General features: G+C 41.1%; 19 protein-coding genes. 7 read left to right on the top strand and 12 right to left on the bottom strand.

Going from position 1 to position 19,399, the window contains the following annotated elements; genetic code table 11:
• Positions 1–72: 72 nt before the first annotated feature.
• The 3 genes from BUF11_RS11055 to BUF11_RS11045 all read right to left on the bottom strand — a co-directional run bounded on the left by BUF11_RS11055 (position 73) and on the right by BUF11_RS11045 (position 3,670).
• Complete coding sequence (locus BUF11_RS11055; protein WP_073588912.1) at positions 73–1,707, bottom strand: extracellular solute-binding protein; 1,635 nt, start codon at positions 1,705–1,707, stop codon at positions 73–75.
• 84 nt (positions 1,708–1,791) lie between these two features.
• Positions 1,792–2,727, bottom strand: a complete 936-nt coding sequence (locus BUF11_RS11050) for a carbohydrate ABC transporter permease (protein WP_073588911.1) — start codon at positions 2,725–2,727, stop codon at positions 1,792–1,794.
• Positions 2,728–2,740: 13 nt separating this feature from the next.
• Positions 2,741–3,670, bottom strand: a complete 930-nt coding sequence (locus BUF11_RS11045; protein WP_073588910.1) for an ABC transporter permease — start codon at positions 3,668–3,670, stop codon at positions 2,741–2,743.
• A gap of 741 nt (positions 3,671–4,411) precedes the next feature.
• Between BUF11_RS11045 and BUF11_RS11040 the strand changes: the two genes are divergently transcribed.
• On the top strand, positions 4,412–5,470 hold the full coding sequence (locus BUF11_RS11040) for a carbohydrate-binding family 9-like protein (RefSeq protein ID WP_073588909.1): 1,059 nt from the start codon (positions 4,412–4,414) through the stop codon (positions 5,468–5,470).
• A 146-nt stretch (positions 5,471–5,616) separates the two neighbouring features.
• Positions 5,617–6,648 (top strand): LacI family DNA-binding transcriptional regulator, encoded by a 1,032-nt coding sequence (locus BUF11_RS11035; RefSeq protein ID WP_073588908.1) that lies wholly within the window; start codon positions 5,617–5,619, stop codon positions 6,646–6,648.
• 97 nt (positions 6,649–6,745) lie between these two features.
• Here the strand turns inward: BUF11_RS11035 and BUF11_RS11030 are convergent, their stop codons facing one another.
• The 7 genes from BUF11_RS11030 to BUF11_RS11000 form a co-directional block, all read right to left on the bottom strand.
• On the bottom strand, positions 6,746–7,987 hold the full coding sequence (locus BUF11_RS11030; RefSeq protein ID WP_073588907.1) for a M28 family metallopeptidase: 1,242 nt from the start codon (positions 7,985–7,987) through the stop codon (positions 6,746–6,748).
• Between the two features lie 37 nt (positions 7,988–8,024).
• Complete coding sequence (locus BUF11_RS11025) at positions 8,025–8,771, bottom strand: copper homeostasis protein CutC (RefSeq protein WP_073588906.1); 747 nt, start codon at positions 8,769–8,771, stop codon at positions 8,025–8,027.
• Between the two features lie 182 nt (positions 8,772–8,953).
• Positions 8,954–9,241, bottom strand: a complete 288-nt coding sequence (gene rpsR, locus BUF11_RS11020; protein ID WP_073588905.1) for a 30S ribosomal protein S18 — start codon at positions 9,239–9,241, stop codon at positions 8,954–8,956.
• A 54-nt stretch (positions 9,242–9,295) separates the two neighbouring features.
• Complete coding sequence (locus BUF11_RS11015; protein WP_073588904.1) at positions 9,296–9,733, bottom strand: single-stranded DNA-binding protein; 438 nt, start codon at positions 9,731–9,733, stop codon at positions 9,296–9,298.
• Positions 9,734–9,754: 21 nt separating this feature from the next.
• Positions 9,755–10,042 carry a 30S ribosomal protein S6 gene (gene rpsF / locus BUF11_RS11010; RefSeq protein WP_073588903.1) on the bottom strand — a complete coding sequence of 96 codons (288 nt, stop codon included), beginning with the start codon at positions 10,040–10,042 and terminating at the stop codon, positions 9,755–9,757.
• A 213-nt stretch (positions 10,043–10,255) separates the two neighbouring features.
• Positions 10,256–11,788 carry a hypothetical protein gene (locus tag BUF11_RS11005; protein WP_073588902.1) on the bottom strand — a complete coding sequence of 511 codons (1,533 nt, stop codon included), beginning with the start codon at positions 11,786–11,788 and terminating at the stop codon, positions 10,256–10,258.
• A gap of 169 nt (positions 11,789–11,957) precedes the next feature.
• Positions 11,958–13,010: an NAD(P)H-dependent flavin oxidoreductase gene (locus tag BUF11_RS11000; protein ID WP_073589091.1), complete on the bottom strand. Its 1,053-nt coding sequence runs from the start codon at positions 13,008–13,010 to the stop codon at positions 11,958–11,960.
• A 211-nt stretch (positions 13,011–13,221) separates the two neighbouring features.
• On the opposite strand from BUF11_RS11000, the gene BUF11_RS10995 reads away from it, so the two are divergent.
• Both BUF11_RS10995 and BUF11_RS10990 read left to right on the top strand, forming a co-directional pair.
• Positions 13,222–15,213 carry a methyl-accepting chemotaxis protein gene (locus BUF11_RS10995; protein WP_073588901.1) on the top strand — a complete coding sequence of 664 codons (1,992 nt, stop codon included), beginning with the start codon at positions 13,222–13,224 and terminating at the stop codon, positions 15,211–15,213.
• Between the two features lie 141 nt (positions 15,214–15,354).
• Positions 15,355–16,233, top strand: a complete 879-nt coding sequence (locus BUF11_RS10990) for an ROK family protein (RefSeq protein ID WP_073588900.1) — start codon at positions 15,355–15,357, stop codon at positions 16,231–16,233.
• 89 nt (positions 16,234–16,322) lie between these two features.
• On the opposite strand, the gene BUF11_RS10985 is transcribed toward BUF11_RS10990, so the two are convergent.
• Positions 16,323–16,529: a DUF951 domain-containing protein gene (locus BUF11_RS10985; protein WP_073588899.1), complete on the bottom strand. Its 207-nt coding sequence runs from the start codon at positions 16,527–16,529 to the stop codon at positions 16,323–16,325.
• 152 nt (positions 16,530–16,681) lie between these two features.
• Here BUF11_RS10985 and trhA point away from each other — a divergent pair, with 152 nt between their 5' ends.
• From trhA to BUF11_RS10970, 3 genes are all read left to right on the top strand, one after another.
• Positions 16,682–17,353 (top strand): PAQR family membrane homeostasis protein TrhA, encoded by a 672-nt coding sequence (gene trhA / locus BUF11_RS10980; RefSeq protein ID WP_073588898.1) that lies wholly within the window; start codon positions 16,682–16,684, stop codon positions 17,351–17,353.
• Between the two features lie 63 nt (positions 17,354–17,416).
• A complete protein-coding gene (locus BUF11_RS10975) occupies positions 17,417–17,812 on the top strand; it encodes a Fur family transcriptional regulator (RefSeq protein ID WP_073588897.1) in 396 nt (131 codons plus the stop codon).
• Between the two features lie 198 nt (positions 17,813–18,010).
• Positions 18,011–18,556: an NADH peroxidase gene (locus BUF11_RS10970; protein WP_073588896.1), complete on the top strand. Its 546-nt coding sequence runs from the start codon at positions 18,011–18,013 to the stop codon at positions 18,554–18,556.
• A 133-nt stretch (positions 18,557–18,689) separates the two neighbouring features.
• On the opposite strand, the gene BUF11_RS10965 is transcribed toward BUF11_RS10970, so the two are convergent.
• Entirely contained in the window at positions 18,690–19,388 is a 699-nt protein-coding gene (locus BUF11_RS10965; protein WP_073588895.1) for a helix-turn-helix domain-containing protein, read from the bottom strand.
• Positions 19,389–19,399: the final 11 nt, after the last annotated feature.

Raw genomic sequence — 19,399 nt, 5'->3', positions numbered from 1 at the left:
CTTTTCTCCGGTACTGCTTAAACGTCAGCCTAATCCCCATGCATATCGCAAGCGTGCTTGCGATACTGCCTGTTATTCTGCTATTGTATCGATGCCTCGCATTTTAACCCAGTCTTCCAATCCTAAAGCTTTAAGACCGTCTACATATGCTTTCCACTGTGCATCATCATTTACATCCTGCTCTCCTGTTACAAACAGTGCCTGTTGTTGATTGAAGTAATCAGTCAGAGCGGTGCTGATATCCGAATACCTGTCAATGTCATCAAGAGCAATCCAATTAGAGGGAATTATCTCTTTTGTCAGATTGGATTCATAGACTTTCTCCATTGCCTTTTTCTCATCATACAGAGGACTGTCTTCAATAAACTTATATCCTGCGGGTAAATATTTCGGAAGAGCCTGAGGCCACAGGTTGCTCCAGCTTACCTCTTCCTGCTGCTCTGCCGGCAGAGTAGTTGTATCAATAGCACGGTATCCGTCACCTTCTTTAAATGTAACTACACCTACAGGACCTCTGTTGCATCCGATACCATTTTCCAATGAGAATTCATTGTCAAACCAACGGCAGATTACTTCCGGATTCTTTGCCTTATCTGTAATAACTGCCTGAGTTCTAAATACACTGAAACCATTGGTATCTCTTAGCCATATGCCGCCCTTATCTGTATTCAGCACAGGCAGAACATCGTATTCGCTTTTTTCTGTAGTCTGCACAATGCCGGAGAACTCATTACTTCCGTAAGCAATGGATACACCGTACAGGTCTTTATTTCCTTTGCCTTCCCAGGTGGAGCTGTCCTGTGTGAAGAGCTCATTGTCTATCAGTCCCTCTTTGTAAAGGCCGTTAAACCAACTTAAAAACTTTCTGTACGCATCACTGGCACCACCGTAAACCACTTTATCTCCTTGTATCGCAACGCCGGTTTTGTCCATAGGCATGCCAAACCATCCGGCCATCGCTTCGATATGTTTGTTATTGGGATCGGTAGAAAACGGAATTTCATCGTTCGAATCGCCATTTCCGTTGGCATCCTTTTCTTTAAAGGCCTTCAGTACCGCTTCGAACTCATCTGTGGTTTTAGGCATTTCCATTCCGACATTTTCCAGCCATTTGCCGTTGATATAAGGTGAATATCCTACGGTAGTGTCACCTGTTACATAGGGAATTGTGTAGATATGCCCATCAGGAGCCGTCATTTGTTCTCTTACACCCGGTAAATCCAAAATAGCGGAAATATTAGGGCAGTATTTCTCAAAATAATCTTCCAGCGGAATGAATATTCCCTGCTTTACCCCATAGGTCAGAACCATGCTGTCACTTAAGGTCCATCCTCCGATTACGTCTGCATAATCACCGGAGTTCAAATCCAGGTTCAGTCTCTCCTTGGCAGTTTCATAAGGGAAAAGTTTTAAGGTTACATCCACATTGGTTTGTTTCTTAAGTTCATCCATCATGTAGAATTTTCCCGTTTCGCTGGAATCATCCACAAAGATGGAGAAGCCGTAAGCGCCTTCATCTACAAGGGGAAGTCCCTCTTTATACATCAGGCTGTTTACCTTTCCGTTCTCATCGATTGTGTCCGACGAAGCTGCGGGTGTCGATGTTTTGCTGTTGTCTGCCCCATTGTTTCCCTTGCTGCTGCATCCTGCAAGAGTTGTTGTGCACATGGCCATAGCCAGTAAAAGTGCAATCGCTTTTCTTTTCATAATAATTTCCTCCTCTTTCTATTTATTTATACACCGGAGTTTATAAAACCGCCGGCAAATAAACGGTTCCTTTCGCAGTTCCTTCTAGCCTTTAACAGAGCCAATCATTACTCCCTTTACAAAATGCTTCTGGATAAAGGGATACATAACCAACACCGGAATGCTGCTGATAATAATCAGGGAATATTTCATAACATCAATCAACTGCTGCTTTTCACGAAGCGCTTCTCTGGCAGCCTTTGTAGTTGCCGTCTGCGACAGTGCTGTCTCATTCGTAATCAGGATATTACGCAATACAAGCTGCAGCGGATAATGATCCTTATCAGAGATATATACCAGCGCCGAGAAGTAAGCGTTCCAATGTCCTACACCATAGTACAGCACAAGAATGGCAATGATGGCCTTTGACAGCGGAAGTGCAATTTTAAAGAAAAACTTCCCCTGGGAACAGCCGTCAATCTCGGCTGCTTCATACAGTTCTTCTGAAATATTCGACTTGAAAAAGGTTCTGGCCACAATCATGTTATATACACTTAAACAGCCCGGAAGAATAAGTGCCCACATGCTATTTAACATATGTAAGTTCTTGACTACCAGATAGGTAGGAATCAGACCACCGCCGAAAAACATGGTTATCATATAAAATATTGTAATTGGTTTCTTTCCGCCAAATACACTTCTGGACAGGGCATAGGCCGTAGGAAGGGTTACAGCCAGGTTAACGGCTACTCCGCAAACAGTATAAATAACGGAGTTCAAAAAACCTCTCATAACTGCGCTGTTCTTAAATACTTCCACATAACCCTTCAACGTAAATCCAATCGGTTTCCATAAAACATCACCGCTGGACACAGCACTGGGTTTACTAATGGATGAAATAACAACCCAGTACAAGGGATATGCTACAATAATCAAAATAGCTGTCAGAACAAGGAACGTTACTGTATCAAAAACTACATCTTCCTTGCAGCGCTTTGTTTTCTTTTTTCTGAAAGATTGTATCGACTTTTCTTTCTTCATTTTTTCTTTCCTCCTACCATAAGCTGTTGCCTGAAAGTTTATCAGCCGCTTTATTTACAGCTATAAGCATAACCAGGTTAATTAATGTATTGAAGAGACCAATTGCCGTCGAATACGATATGTCGTTGTTAATCAGACCCACCTTATATACATAGGTTGAAATAATTTCAGATACCGTCAGGTTCAGGTTATTTTGCAGCAGATAGGCTTTTTCAAATCCGACAGAAAGAATACTTCCGCAGCTCATAATCAGCAGGATGGTTGCCGTAGGTAAAATGGAAGGAAGATCTATGTGCCGTATCAGCTGGAGCTTAGTCGCACCGTCACAGCGGCCCGCCTCATGCAGTTCCGGACTGATGCCGGACAAAGCCGCAAAGTAAATAACAGAACTCCATCCGGTACTTTGCCAAACACCGGTCCACACATATATGTGCCTCCAATATTCTTTCTTTGCCATAAAATTAAGGGGATCCAGGCCAAGGAAGTGCATAATATTATTGATAACACCTACGGAAGGTGACAAAAACAGGATAATCATACCGCACATAACAACCGTAGAGATAAAATTCGGCGCATAGGTAACAGTCTGGACTACTTTACGATATCTTTTATGCCTGAAAGAATTCAGCATCAATGCCAGGATAATCGGAATCGGAAACGACACGATTAGTCCGTAGAGACTCAAAATCAAAGTATTCCTGATTGTTGAATCAAAGTAGGGAGACTCAAAGAATCTCTTGAAGTAGTATAGTCCCACCCACGGGCTGCCCCATATACCCGCTCTGCCGTTATACCTTCTGAACGCAAGCTGGATTCCATACATAGGAACGTAGCTGAAGATGAATGTCAGTACAATGCCCGGAATGCAAAACATCCAGAGTGACATATCTCTTTTCAGTACCCGTAATATATGGCCTTTCTTCTTTTTTGTTTTCGAATTCATGTTTCTCTCCTCCGCAATTCTTCCTAGTGATGTTTTTACTCGTCTTTTATTTTTCATTTTTTGACATTTTGAACACTTTTAACATATTTTTTCATATTTAAAAATAATTTGTATATTATTCATAAATATCTTACTGTTTTTTATTGCTTCCTCGTGTTTTTGATGGTTAAATTTTAACATCTGTTCACATTTCTGTCAATATGTTTTATAAAATTGTTCTCTTTTTTTAGTATTTCACAATTTTACATCATCAAAATATTGCTTTTGGCCATTTTTTAATTATAAATCAGCAAAAAAAAGGCACAGATAGCTCTCTTTCTTACGCCATCGTACCTCTTCATGTTGTTAACCATTTGATAATTTTTTTAGATTTTAACATCCGTTCGCATTTTTGTCAATATACTTTGTTAACTTATTCTCCTTTTAATGTTTCACCGTTTTGCAACACTAAAATAATATTTCCGGCTGTTTTTTGATTATAAATCAGCAAAAATACGCTTTATCTCAAAAACTAATATTTAAACTGCCGCACTTATTTTCTTTTATTTTCATATATTTGATTCATTAAATCGTCCACAATTTATAGGAATTTTGTTCACAATTGTTAAATTTTTATTGTAAAAAAGTACACCTAATGCTATAATCAAACTATATCAGGATCTGTGACGTGCGGTACACAGCCCTGTTATGGAACAAAACGGTTCCATAAACTTCAAATTCCACGCAGAAATGAGGCATGATATGAATCCTATAAGAATTCCAATCCCCGCAGTAGATTTTAATCCCCCTGTTTACCATTGCCGCCGGGCCACAAAACCTTTTCTTTTGGACGGAAGACTTGACAAGCCCTTTTGGGAAGATGCACCTTTTACCGGCGCGTTTTTGGACATTGAAGGAGAACATATACCAAGCCCGCGTTTTCCAACCCGGGCTAAGATGCTCTGGGACGATGAAAACTTATATGTTGGCGCTCTGCTTGACGGCAATGAAATCTGGGGCTATGTCACCAAACGCGATGATATAATCTTTCAGGACAACGATTTTGAAATCTTTATTGATCCGGATTCCGATACCCAGCAGTATTATGAATTTGAAATGAACGTTCTGAATACCCTGTGGGATTTATTTCTGCCCGCAGCATACCGGGATAACGGCAGAGGTCTTAACGGTTACGATATCCACGGATTACGTACAGCTGTATACGTTGACGGCACTGTCAACGAGCCATCCGCCTCCAACCGGAGTTGGTCCGTAGAGGTAGTCATCCCTTTTGCTTCCATCACAGAATGTCTGCCCCAGAAACAAGCCCCCAGAGAGGGCGAATATTACCGGATGAATTTTTCCCGTGTTCAATGGAAAACCGATGTCAAAGGGGGCAGATACCAGAAACGAACAGATCCTTCTACAGGTCAATTCCTTCCGGAAGATAACTGGGTGTGGGCACCAACCGGAGTTGTCAATATCCACTATCCCGAATTGTGGGCCTTCGTATTCTTCACCGGCGCTGCGAAAGAAAACCCTTCCTTCGTCATCCCGGAAGATGAATACCGTAAATGGGAACTGCGAAAGCTTTATTATGCCCAACAAATTTTTCTGGACTTGAATGGACATTACAGCAATCATTTAGAGGAGTTAACGGATACTCTCGAAAAGTACGCTCCAGGCAATGTTAACCGCAGGGTAAAACCACTGCCCTACCGCATCGAGACAACCTCTCACACATTTGAAATCTCCTGCCCGTCTTCCGATGAAAAAAAGGAAATTCTGATTTACTCCAACGGAAAATCAGAAATAAGATAATGTTCATTTTGTTCATTTTGCATTTGAAAATAATTGTATGAACTGGTATAATAACGGCAACGAGTAAAATCCCCATTCAGTACAGCCAGGGATTTTTCCATGATTTAACTACATATGCGCACCGCAGCGTGCAGATTGGTGTAATAATGAAAAAGATTACTCTACAAAAAATTGCAAATTCTCTCGGTGTCTCCCGTACCACAGTCTGGAAGGTATTCAGCGGCCAAGAAGGTGTTTCTGAAGACCTTAGGAATAAAATCATCTCTAAAGCACAGGAAATGAATTATAAATTTCCGGAAAACTTTAGCCCTTCTCAACCTTCCGCATCCGAGTCTCCTACAAATATCGCCGTTGCCGTATGCCGCCCGGAGACTTCCATTTTCTGGATGACCATCATTCACCAGATTGCCAAGGAGCTTTCTCTTCACAATGTCAATCTGGTATATACTTATCTGCCTTCCTCCGTCAGCGGAAATTACACGCTTCCTGCCTCCCTCACCAACGGCAGTACCCACGGCATCATTATTATGAACGTATACAACGAACAGCTGCTCCGCCTGCTGGCAGCCTCTCCTGTTCCCAAAGTATTTTTAGATACCTCCACTGCCGTTCCTCCGTCAGAGCTGAACGGTGACCTGGTTTTGACAGAAAACCGTACCAGTATTTCTACGATTACGGAACATTTAATTGAAAAAGGCCGGAGATCTTTTGGTTTTATCGGCGATATCAACTACGCCAAATCAAACCATGAACGTTTTGAGGGTTTTTCCAAAGCCTTGTTTCAGCATGGTCTGTCCGTTAATCCGGAATTGAATCTGACAAGCCCCATAGGCATTGATACATATAAAGAAGAGATTGGAGCCTTTCTGGATACACTTCCCTTTATGCCGGATGCTTTTGTCTGTGCCAACGACTATGTAGCCTGCATTTTGATGCAATTACTGTTAAAACGCGGAATCCGGATACCCGAGGAGGTCGCTCTCTCCGGTTTTGACGCGAACACAGAAAATCCTCTGGCAGAAAGTCTGACCACGGTACAGGTATTCAATCAAAATATCGGCTTTCGCCTGGCATTGCAGATTCTTTACCGAATTAAATACCCCAGCGTTCCATACGAAGTCATCTATGTAACCTCCAAGGTTATTTTCCGCGGCTCTACCGGGGATTCTGAAATTTAGCCTGGGATATCTCTGCAGACATCCCTGTTATTCGATCAAAGGAAAAAGGCTGCCACAAAAGTTCATATACTTTCGTGGCAGCCTTTTCATTCTATTTCTATGCTTCTGCAAAATATGTATCCAGTTTTTTCTTAAATTCCTCCGGAACCTCTCTTTTAAACGGCATCACCTCAGCCTGTGCCAGACCTTCGGCAATACACCCAAGTACGAAGGCACTCCTCTTCAAAGACCAGGGAGAAATTAAATCAATCGTATCATAGCGGGTATGCATTCCGAATCCATCCCGGTTGAGCGTCATGGCAGGAATTCCCTTCCATGCAAAGGTATTGGAATCACTGCCCCATATACCATTGATGAAAGAAACGCCCATTCCTGCTTCGTGTACCACAAAAGCAAGCATCTGACAAACAGCGGCGTCTGCTGCCACGCCAATAACCGTTCCGCCGATTAACTGCCCGGCCAGATCCACATTCATGTTAAACCGATGCCCGGAAAGTTCCGCTTCATGCTCTTTTACATAGGCCAGACTTCCGCAAAGCCCTGTTTCCTCCGCACCGAACCAGATAAATTCCATGGTTCGCCGCGGACGATTCTCTGTAAAGTATCTGGCAAGTTCCATGATAATAGCAGCACCTGCCATATTATCATAAGCGCCCGGACCCTGGGGAACGGAATCATAGTGGGCACTTAGCGTCAGCATTTCCTCCGCCTTATCACTTCCTTCTATTCTGGCCGCAATATTCCGGGAAACGCGTGTCACTTTTTTCTGCCGCAGGGTCAATTTCACCCGGGAGGCTCCTCTTTCGACCAGCTCCACCGCATCCTTATAATGCAGATTCACCCCCTGAATAGGAGTTTTCTCCACACCTCTTAACGTATACCCGGCGGGTTCTAAATCTTCTCCTGCATCAATGGGGATACCCGACATCGTCACAAACCCCGCTGCCTGTGCCCTCACAAGATTTTGATACATTTCTTTTTTTACCGGACCGTTTACCATTACAATCTTTCCCTTTGCAAAGGAAAGGCTGATTTCATCTCCGTTCTCGATATAAAGAAATGGCGCCTCTACCCCATCTTTCGGAGTATCCCCGCATCTCTTATAGCCGGTTACGCGATATTCCTTTTCATATGGTTCCGTAACCACCAGACATTCTTCCGCAATCTCATATGCAGTGAATTCAAACTCCTCCAAGCGTCCGGTCAGTCCCAGCTTCTTAACATCTTCCAGGATTTCCTCCGCCGCCCTCCGCTCTTCTAAAGTACCCGCTTCGCGGATATAATTAAACCTTTCTACAAACTCATACTGTCTCTGCCCGCTGATTTTATTTCTATCCATTTTCGACCTCCTCACAATTCTTAAAGGCAGCAAACTTTTACATTTCCTCCAGTACCTGTCTTGCCTGCCGAATATTTTCCTCCCTGGTACGATAAATTGTATATTCGCTAAGAGAAGGCAGCCCCATATTCACTTCCTCTTTCCGGTAACGCATGGCGCTGTCCAAAGCTGCCTTTCCTGACATGTGATAAGCCGTCACGCCAGAAGACTGATACACCATGGGTATTACACCGGCATTTACACCGCCTCCCGCTTGGATGCAGATTCGCCCCCCGCTCTTTTCCTTCAGACATTTCAGAAGCGGAATTCCTTCCGTACATACATTTTTCTGCCCCGAAGTAAGAATCGTATCTATTCCCAGGCTTATAGCCTGTTCCATCGTCTCATAAGGATCTGCGCTCATATCAAATGCCCGGTGCAGTGTAACAGACATTCCTGCGGCCTCTTCCATCAGGCCATGCATCGCCTCCATATTTAAAGTACCCTCCGGCTTCAGAATGCCAATCACAACTCCTTCGGCTCCCAGTTCCCGAAACATCTTAACCTCTTCCTTTATCATAGAATATTCATAAGCGGTATAGCAGAAATCTCCAAACCTCGGACGGATTAGTACATGCATCCGGATATGGCTATGCTTTCGAATCTCCTCAAACAATTTGGGACTGGGAGTTGTTCCCCCAATTACAAGGTTTCCGCACAGTTCAATTCTTGTAGCACCGCCGCGCTCACCTGCCAGAACAGATTCCACCGAATCTGCGCATACTTCCAATATAAAGTCTTTCATCTTTGCACATCTCCACTTTTTAAGCCTTTGATCAAAAGGTCCTTAAACCCAGTTTGCGGTTTAAAGTTCTCTTATATTGTATCTTATCTGACCATTTTTACAAAGGATTATTTCACTCTTAAGCATTTCTGTTAAAAAAAGCCGCTACACAACCTAAGTCATGTAACGGCTTTATACTTTTATTAATCCAGTGTGTAAGGCATTAAAGCGATATGTCTTGCTCTCTTGATAGCTACTGTAAGAGCTCTCTGATGCTTTGCACAGTTTCCTGTAATTCTTCTGGGAAGAATCTTACCTCTTTCAGATACATATCTCTTTAATTTATTTACATCCTTATAATCAATTCCTGTATGATTTTTGTCCGCACAGAATGCACAAACCTTTTTTCTTCTGCGGGTGTTTCTTCTTCTCATAGGGGAATCGCCTTTATCATCTCTATTGCTGTTTCTGTCATTTTTATTATATGCCATGACTTGACCTCCTTATCCAATGAATAACTGATTATTCTTTTTATTCTTTATGCTTTAACTAAATGGCAGCTCCTCGTCCAGTCCATCCGGAATATTCATAAATCCGTCTCCAATTGCCTGGCTGGGTGTTGGTCTCTGCGTCTGCTGATAACCGGATTCGGTACCGGATGAACCTTTGCTTTCTGCAAATTCCTGTTCATCAACTACAACATCTGTTGTATATACTTTCTGCCCGTCTTTATTGGTGTAACTGCCTGTCTGGATTCTTCCAGTAACAGCAATCTTGGTTCCCTGTTTAAAATACTTCTCTGCGAATTCAGCAGTTTTTCCAAAGCTTACGCAATTGATAAAATCTGCCTCTCCCTCTCCCTGTCTTTTAAATCTGCGGTCTACCGCCAAGGTAAATCTAGCGACTGCTGTGGAGTTCTCTCCCTGGGAGTACCGAACTTCCGGGTCTCTCGTAAGACGACCCATTAAAATGACTTTATTCATATTAAGGAATACCTCCTTTTACTATGCGTCCCGTCTAATGCATAAGAATCTGATTACATTTTCCATAATGCGAATACGCTCTTCAACTTCGCCTGGGCATGTTGAATCAGCATCGAATTGGATAAAATAATAGAAGCCTTCTTTCATCTTCTGAACTTCGTAAGCTAATTTCTTCCTACCCCATTCATCAACGTTAGTGATGTTGCCGCTGAATCTTGTAATAAGTTCTTTTACGGCTTCCACTGTTGCGTTTCTTGCTTCATCTTCGATTTTTGCATTTACAACTAAGGCTAATTCGTATTGGTTCATAGTTGTCTGCACCTCCTTCTGGTCTCTGGCCCTTTCTCGCAAATTGCCGCTGCGGCATTTGACAAAACAGGATTCATAGAATCCTTTTGTATGGAAAGAACAAGGAAAATAATGTATAACATATCACGAATATATATTTTATCACATTTTGTGAAGCTTGGCAAGATTTTTTTTATACTAAAATCTCTAAACATCCATATAAACTATTTACTGCTAATTTTTCAAATATTCATAATCTAAAAGCTGAAGTGTATAAGAAACCGAACTTGCAGTTCCTGATTTATATATTTTTATATAATAAGTTCCTTTATCGAAGTAATTTGAATATGCAACCTGATAAGCTCCTTCTTTGCTGGTAAATCCCTTGCTTAACTTGTACAAAACTTTACCCTTTGAATTCAGAACCTCATAGTCAAACTTTCCATCCAAAACATATCTCATATATACTTGTATAAACTGATTTGAATTGGCCGTAAACTTATACCAGTCAACTTCTGCCGTACTATCTGCAGTCGTAAAGTACCCATTAGCAAAGGTTTTCATAACTTTTAGGCTCTTTGCCTTGGCTTTACTTGGTCCTGCGTTTGTTTTACACTTTTCCAGGGAACCAACTAATTCGTAAATACTATCTGAAGCAGTGACCTGTATATAATAAGTTCCTGCCGGTACCGTATAATACTTTTCTACAGGTCCGTATTCAGTGCTGTCATCCTCTTGAGCATTGTACACCGTGCTGCTTTTGGTAATTGCTTTTTTATTCTTATCCAACAGACGAAAAGATGCTTTTCCGCCTGTAGAAGTATCCGCAGGGTTCACATCTACAACCAGATAGCCCGTTGTTTTTACGGTTATTTTATAATTGATCTTTTTACCGGCCTTATCCTGATAAGCAAGCGTAGGCTTGCCAAAAGTAATGGCTCTGTCGGCTCCGTTTATCTCGTAGAGTTTTACAAGAAATTTTGTCTCTCCCGCAGGCTCATAATCTATATTATCAAGCGTAAACTTCACATAATAGGTTCCGCTGTCCGGCAAATTCCTTAAAAAACTCTCAGGTTCAACTACACTTTCCAGACGGAAGCTTTTCCCGACAGCCTTTGTGCATTCTTTATCCTTATAGACAGCGCCTATTATATCTTCGAAGCGCTCTTTACCAGGCGCCATAGAAATATATAAACCGCCTCCGTTTTTTACGGTAAAAGGAATAACAATATTATTATCATTTTTCCCGTCCCCAAACTTTAATTCCTCATATCCCTTATCTGTAATTTGATCAAAAGAATTGATACTGTTTACTTTCAATTCAGATATATTCGTAACGGATGTGGAAAGTATTTCTGCTGTACAGCTTAAGAATATTTCGGTATCTGTAAGGTCACCTGTCGCATTGCTTAATTTATAGCTGATACAATATTCTCCCTTACTTAATTCCACCTCTAAATCAGTAACCGGAGTTGCAGCCGTAATTCCTGTAATTTCCTTTACCTTTGGTGAACCTTCCTTATAATTCTTTTGAATTGAAACGGTTAAAATTCCAGGTATAGTACCTGTATCTCTAATTTTAGCGTTTATTTTGATTTTTCCGTCCTTAGGCATGTCTAAATCAAATACTTCATAATTATGAGGCTTATCCAGATAGATAGTCGTAGAATAAACCTTTGGACTTGCCATCGCTCTGATTTGTAACAGTGAAAATACTGCTGTGAGTATTACTGCACAGGTCAATAATTTTTTAAATACTCTTTTCATTGATTTTCCTCCCTATTATTCGCCCATTTTCTCAGGCGACATGCAAATTATACCAAACATTTCTTAAGGCATCAATGGATTCAATATTTTTTAATCCCCTTTTAATAAAAAGAAACAGGCAAGATATACGGTTATCTCACCTGTTTCCTTTGTTTCTTAATTTCTGTACTTACCCAAAATAATCCGCTAACACATCATCAACCGTTCGTATTCGGTCTTCCAGATAAGCATTGGCACCGCAAAAGATAAGAGCGTCCTTAAGCTTTCCTCTGGCTGCATTTACTAAAGCGTCCGTTATACAATAAGGCGTTTCTTTCGGATCGCAGGTTTTGATGCAATTATGGCATCTCTTTATGGGTATCTTCCCAAGAAAGGTTCTTTCTATAAAATCATTTTTAATCGCCCTTCCCGGCATTCCTACGGGGCTTTTTACAATTACAATGTCTTCCTTTTTACAGTCTATATAAGCTTCCTTGTAGCGGATATGGGCATCACACTCCTCTGTTGTTACAAATTTCGTGGCTACCTGTATACCGCTTACCCCAATTGAAAAATATTCCTTCATTTCATCTTTATTCTGTATACCGCCTGCCGTAACAACCGGTATATCCTTTTGATACTTTTCTCCATATTCTTTTGCCAGACTTACAATTTCTTTGATTTCTTCCTGATAGGCCTTTTCTTCATAGTTTTTTATCTCTTCCAGCGTAAATCCCAAGTGTCCCCCTGCTTTGGGCCCCTCTACCAATATAGCATCCGGTGCTATATTTTCTTTCCTATCCCACATCTTTAGCAGCACCCTTGCTCCTTTCAGGGAGGATATAATGGGTATCAGCTTTGTCTTTGTACCTTTTACCAAAGAAGGAAGCTCTATGGGCAGCCCTGCCCCGGATATAATGGCATCAATACCATTCTTTACGGCCTCTTTCACATAAAGCTCGTAATTTTTAGTTGCCACCATTATATTAACTCCTAAAATTCCTCCCTGCGCTATTTTTCTTGCTCTCTTTATATGTTCGCCTATCATCTTTAAGTTTGTTTCCAATGGATTTTTGTCATATTCTTCTTCCGTAAACCCAATCTGTGCCGTAGAAATCACTCCAATCCCTCCTCTGGCTGCAACCGTTCCTGCCAGATTGCTAAGGCTGATTCCTACTCCCATTCCGCCCTGGATGATTGGCAATTTTGCTGTTAATTCTCCTATTTTTAATGGCTGATGCATCTTATCCCTCTTTCCTTCCCGCAAATATACCCCTGCAGATTTCTGAATTCCTTTACTCATACACCGGATTCTTCGATATCTTGCAAGAAACGAAGGATTTCCTGCCCGTGTCTTATTTTACACGGACTTTACATTGCCTTAACAAGTCTCTGCTATAACTTGAGTATATTCGACAAATTATAATCAAATCCTTAAACCCGGAGGTAGCCATATGGTTAAAGTAAAGTTCTCCATTAAATCAAAACTTATACTATTATTTTTATCCCTTTCTCTTATCCCGTTTATAACCGCTCTTATCTTTATGTACCAGATGTCAGTCAGGGAATTGGACCGCATGACCAATAAGCGGCTTAACGATTCTGCTTCCATGGTTAATTACTTTCTGGAACAAAAATCATCCGATGCACTCTCTTTAGCAAAACGCTACCTGCAAAACAGCGATATGATAGAAGCCTTTCGTGAAAAAGACCGGGATAAGTTATTAAAGGTTGCTCTCCCTATTTACGAAAACTTAAGCCAGGATGCCCATGTTACCGTTTTTGAATTGGGGGACGATACGGGTACTGTCTTTGTGAGAGCCCATAACAAGGATGAGTACGGCGACAGCAAGGCTGATAATGTATCAATCAAAGCTGCTCTTTCCGGGCAGGAAGTAAGAGGATTAGAATTTGGTAAAAGCGGACTTGCCATCCGTGCCTTTCTCCCCATCAAGGCAAATAATACAGTCATAGGCACTCTACAGATAGGATTCGACGATACCATACTTACGGATATCCAAGCCTCTATCAACGGCAATATCTCTCTTTATAACGGCAACGTCCTTGTCAAGACTTCCTCTGATAAGGAGAAATCCAACATCGGAAAGGAACTATCAGATTCTTCTATTTACGAAAGGGTAAAACAAGGTCAGAAAGTACAGTTAAAAACGGATGCCGGCGAGATGATTTTGTACTATCCGCTCTATGATACCCTTGGAACATCTGTTGAGGGTATCATATCCATAAGTCAGGATATATCGGATATAGAACGCTACCGCACCTCTTCCCTCACTACTTCAATTGTTCTCCTCTTTCTGCTGACTTTGGGTGTGACCATTATTGCCTATTTATTTGCAGTTAATATCACAAATCCGATTCATAAAGCAGTAGAACTGATTAATAGAATTGCCCGCTTTAATCTTTCAGAAGATGCTGCCTCATCCCGCCTGGTTAACAGAACGGATGAAATGGGCGTTATTGCACGCTCTATTTCAGATATGAGGAATTCTTTGAGGACCATGATTGAAGAAATGGCTGAAATTTCGCAAAATATTACCAAGAATTCAAAGGACCTGTTTGTTTCGGCAGAAGAAAATACCAGAACAATTAATCAGGTAGCTGTTGCTATATCTGAAATAGCAATCGGAAACGGAGGTCTTTCCGAAACTATAAGCAATGAAAGCCTTCTCATTGAACAGGTGACGGAGAGAATTGGAAATGTCACAGAAATCATATCCGATAACAGTCTCCAGGCTGCAGCATCTCTTGAAGCAGTTGAGAAAGGCCAGTCAGCCCTTTTGCTTACGGAACAGAATGTGGACGAAAGCATCTCCACCACAGCAAAGGTTAACTCATCCCTCCAGGAACTGATACAAATGATCAAACAAGTCACCAATATCAGCAGTGTTATCTCCTCTATTGCTTCCCAGACAAATCTTCTTGCACTGAATGCCGCCATTGAAGCTGCCAGAGCAGGTGAAGCCGGTAAGGGCTTTTCCGTAGTAGCAGAAGAAATCAGAAAGCTGGCAGAAGAAACCGCCTCTTCCCTTTCACAGATTACCGTTATTGTCGGCAAGACCGTTTCCCTGGCAGACGAAGCCGGTAAAAACATGGAATATACCAACAGGATGGCAGAAGAACAAAAGCTTTCTGTAAATACCACAAAGGCCGCTTTTGAAAACATCAGCACCTATGCCGAAACGATTGCAAAAAAGACAAAGGAAACTGCCGACATGCTCTCTTCTATTGACAGCACTTCCAAGGAAATCAGAACCCAGACTCAGGATATGGCAGCCGTCGCCGAGGAATCCGCCGCCGGCTCCGAAGAAATATCTGCTTCCAGTGAGGAACAGTTAGCCTCTGTAGAAATGACAGCAAAAGCTGCAGCGGACCTGTCCGCTATGGCTGAGGCCTTAAATGACCATATTGTTAACTTTCAGTTCTAATTTTGCTGCAGAAAAACGGCACAAAGTGAAAACGTACCGGAACCATCCAATCTTTTATAACAAATATCAAATTAGCACTGTATTTTTTCCGGAAGTTCAGTTAAAATAGAACTTATGAATACATTTATGGAGGACATTACAATGTTATTAGGTGCATTAGAAGCCGGCGGCACAAAGATGGTTCTTGCCATCGGCAACGAAAACGGAGAAATACTTGAACAGACTTCTATTCCAACAGAAACCCCTGAAATTACGCTGCCTAAAATCATAGACTATTTTAAAGATAAGGAGATAAAATCCCTTGGTATCGGCTCCTTTGGACCTATTGATCTTGACAGAGCCTCTAAAACCTATGGCTACATAACTTCAACCCCTAAATTAGCATGGGTAAACTGCGACATTGTCGGTACTCTGCAAAAGCACCTTGGCATTCCGGTGGGCTTTGATACGGATGTAAATGGTTCCGCTTTGGGTGAAGCCACCTGGGGAAGTACAAAAGGGCTTGGCAGCAGCATTTATATTACCATCGGTACAGGTGTAGGTGTAGGTGTATACCAAAACGGCAAGCTGCTTCATGGTATGCTTCATCCGGAAGCCGGACATGTTCTGTTAAGCCGCCATCCGGAAGATACCTTTGAAGGCATATGCCCTTACCACTCCCACTGTCTGGAAGGCCTGGCATCCGGCCCTTCCATTGAAAAGCGCTGGGGAAAGAAAGCCTATGAACTGGGTTCTGAACACAAAGCTTGGGAAATCGAGGCCTATTATATTGCCCAGGCACTGGTAGGCTATATTCTGACCCTCTCCCCTCACAGAATCGTATTGGGCGGCGGTGTCATGCATCAGGAACAGCTCTTTCCCATGATAAGAGAGCAGGTAAAAGTCCTTTTAAACGGCTATTTGAAAACACCTCTTCTGGAGGATCTTGACAGCTATATCGTTCCCGCCTCTTTAAATGACAACCAGGGTATTATGGGCTGTCTTAAACTGGCTCTTATGGAATTAGAAGAAAACAAATAAACTCTATAATTTTATATTTAAAGTAAGGGGCTGTCGTAAAATACGAAATAGATGGTATCTATTTCGTATTTTACGACAGCCCCTTGTGCTTAATTTTGAATTTCTTTATTCTCATCATCCTTTCGGATTAATTGTCTTAAATTTTTTTCCACCTGTTTTCTGGGAATCATTATCTGATGTCCGCACCCTTCGCATTTCAAACGAAAATCCATCCCAATACGCAGTACTTCCCATAAATAGCTTCCGCAAGGATGCTGCTTTTTAAGTTTTACTACATCTCCTACTTTAATATCCATCCAAACTTCCAACCTTTCTTAAAAAATAAAAAAATTCAGAAAAACCCCTTGATTTTTTCTAACTACGTGATATAGTATAGTTAACTCAACACGTAGTATTTAAAACTACGTAACGCATTTATTTATATCACGATATGAAAGGAATGATTAATATGGCTCAATTTATTAAACACCCAAAAGACCCCGGAAGTGCAATCACTCATTTTATCGGCATGCTTATGGCTGTCTTCTCTGCCTTTCCCTTATTGTACAAAGCCTCAAAGGCTCCTGACAAAACCGTTATTATAGCACTTGCTATCTTTGTCCTTAGCATGATATTGCTTTATACCGCAAGCACAGTATATCATACCTTTGATTTATCTGACAAGGTGAACAGAATACTAAAGAAATTCGATCATATGATGATTTTTATACTGATTGCCGGAACCTATACACCAATTTGTCTGATTCCATTAAAAGGACCGGTCGGAACCAGACTTTTAATCCTGATATGGAGTATGGCTATCCTTGGAATCCTTTTAAAAGCATTTTGGGTATACTGTCCGAGATGGGTTTCTTCCGTAATCTATATTGCTATGGGTTGGAGCTGTGTAATGGCATTTTCACCGATACTAAATACCCTGCCGATAGAAGGCTTTAACTGGCTGTTAGCCGGCGGTATCATTTACACAGTGGGCGGTATCATTTATGCCCTAAAGCTTCCCATATTCAACAGCCGTCATAAAAATTTCGGCTCCCATGAGATATTTCACCTGTTTTGCATCGGCGGTACCGTATGCCACTTCATTCTAATGTATAAGTTTCTTGCCGGTGGCAGATTTTAAATCTTGACAGAATAGCTTACCTATGTTAATCTTAGTAATAATTATTGTTATTGGAGGTGAGCTATGACTACGACGAAGTTTAGCCGGCAAAGAGAATCTATTAAAGAATATCTTGCCACCACAAAGGATCATCCTACCGCAGATATGGTATATGACCATATCAGAAAAGTTTATCCGAATATCAGCCTGGGAACAGTCTACCGTAACTTGAATTTCCTGCTGGATCAGGGTTCCATTATTAAGATATCTTATGGCGACGGCAGTGACCGCTTTGACGGCAATGTCTTACCTCATTATCACTTTGTATGCCGACAATGTTCAGCTGTGGAGGATATTACCCTTCCAAGCGAAGCAGAAGAACAATTTATGAACTCTGCCAAAGAGAACTTTAACGGCAGTATCGAATCCAGCAGTACCTATTTCTATGGTATTTGCAGTAAATGTTTAGATAAAAATTAAGAAAGAATAAATCCTGCTCCGGTTCCAGTAAACCTGGTACCGGAGCTTTTCTATACGATTGTTTGTCAATGGACTGGCAGATAAAATCCAAATTAAAAATATAATTTTATTAAAAGCTATTGACAAACAATAATCAATAGTATATTATAATATCAATAACAGTTACTAATATTAATTATATCAAAGGAGATTATTGAAATGAAAAAATTTGTCTGTCAGGTATGTGGTTATGTTCATGAAGGAGATTCTGCACCGGAGCAATGTCCCGTTTGTAAGGCACCCTCTTCCAAATTTGCAGAACAAAGTGAAGATTTTACTTGGGCTGCAGAGCATGTAGTAGGCATTGCACAGGGTGTAAGCGAAGATATCTTAAAGGATTTAAGAGATAACTTCAACGGAGAATGCTGTGAAGTAGGCATGTACTTAGCAATGGCAAGAGTAGCACATAGAGAAGGATATCCTGAAATTGGTTTATATTATGAAAAGGCTGCTTTTGAAGAAGCAGAGCATGCCGCTAAATTCGCAGAACTTTTAGGAGAAGTGCTGACCTCCAGCACCAAGAAGAATCTTGAGCTTAGAGTTGCTGCCGAAAATGGCGCTACCGCAGGAAAGGCTGACCTTGCTAAACGTGCAAAGGCTGCTAATTTAGATGCCATCCATGATACCGTTCATGAAATGGCAAGAGATGAAGCAAGACACGGTAAGGCATTTGAAGGTCTGCTTAACAGATATTTTGGTAAATAACTTTTGCTTATAGCAAGGGTATATCTGGCACACCCACGCCAAATATACTTTCCCTCATATATTGTTCCCCTAAAGAAACAGACTCCTCTCCCTGGAGCCTGTTTCTTTTTAAAGTTTCTCTTTACCCTGTTATTTATAACTCACTTAAGTAAACCATTTCTGTTATATCGGCAACACGGGTCTTATTGCCGGCTTTTATGTTTAAAATTCCACAATCATAGCTTTGAATTATACCCTTTATTTCATCTCCGCCTATAAATATTCTTGTTAACCAGTCGCACTCCTTTCCAAAAATGCATTTTTTACCATAGAGTTTTTCTAAAATAAAATTAAAGTCTAAATCTGACTCTTCTATATTATACGCAGATTCCTTATTCGCAGAAATTTGAATCAAATCATAAGATTTAATAGCCTTTCTTTTTATAATACACCATTTAGCTTTTCTATGATGTATCCTTTTTCCATAAAAAAATTTATCGTCATATCCAAGAATCTTCATCTTCCATCCATCCCCGAATAATGAATACTCCGCAAAATTAAATTGAATGATGCACCACTTTCCAACAACTGTACTTAGCAGCCCATCTTCTGCATTATCAGAATAGGATACAGCAGCTAATGGTATTACTTCTTCTATTTTATCATTAACTAAATAATCCAGGCTTACTCCAAAAAGCCGACCTATAATTATAAGGTTATCAATATCCGGTAAAGAATTACCGGATTCCCATTTGGATACTGCCTGTCTGCTGACATGACACTTTTCTGCAATATTTTCCTGTGACAGCCCTCTTGTTTTTCGGAGTCTTTCCAGTTTGTCTGCAAATTTCATTTATGATTCTC

The sequence above is a fragment of the Anaerocolumna xylanovorans DSM 12503 genome (genome assembly GCF_900143645.1).
GTDB classification, from domain to species: Bacteria; Bacillota; Clostridia; order Lachnospirales; family Lachnospiraceae; genus Anaerocolumna; species Anaerocolumna xylanovorans.
Note: the sequence above shows the minus strand (reverse complement) of the source record. Positions and strands in the feature narration are given on the sequence as shown.